The organism is Kocuria sp. NBRC 114282 (genome assembly GCF_030268385.1).
GTDB lineage: Bacteria > Actinomycetota > Actinomycetes > Actinomycetales > Micrococcaceae > Kocuria > Kocuria palustris.
The window spans coordinates 1-333 of sequence record NZ_BSQO01000040.1 but is presented as its reverse complement, the minus strand read 5'-3'; the positions used below and the strand labels follow the sequence as shown (position 1 = coordinate 333).

Below are 333 nucleotides of genomic sequence, written 5' to 3'. Positions count from 1 at the left end.
TGCGGTCAGCGTTCGACAGATCGGCTCGACGCCGAACTCATGCTTGTGCTGGTCGATGTACTCCACGATCAACGCTGTGGGCGGTCGAGCTCCGCCGCGAAAAAAGCCGAGGCTGACCTCAGGATCGGCGGATTCAAGCGGTGAGCGCAAGGAACTCTGCGAGCTTCTCTGATGGTGTCAGATAGCCCAATGTCTTCCGAGGGCGTCCGTTGAGACTGTCCTGGATCATGTCGAGTTCCCTGCGGCTGAGGCCGCTGAGGTCGGTGCCTTTGGGGAGGTACTGGCGCAGCAGGCCGTTGGTGTTCTCGTTGCTGCCGCGCTGCCAGGGCGAGT

1 protein-coding gene and 1 other annotated feature are annotated in these 333 nt (G+C 61.9%); the gene reads right to left on the bottom strand.

The window, feature by feature from the left end; genetic code table 11:
- Positions 1-108 (bottom strand) — a sequence feature (AL1L pseudoknot). This feature is flagged as partial in the annotation.
- Between the two features lie 25 nt (positions 109-133).
- The coding region (locus QSJ40_RS12630; RefSeq protein WP_502875257.1) for a transposase at positions 134-333 on the bottom strand (200 nt) is incomplete at its 5' end.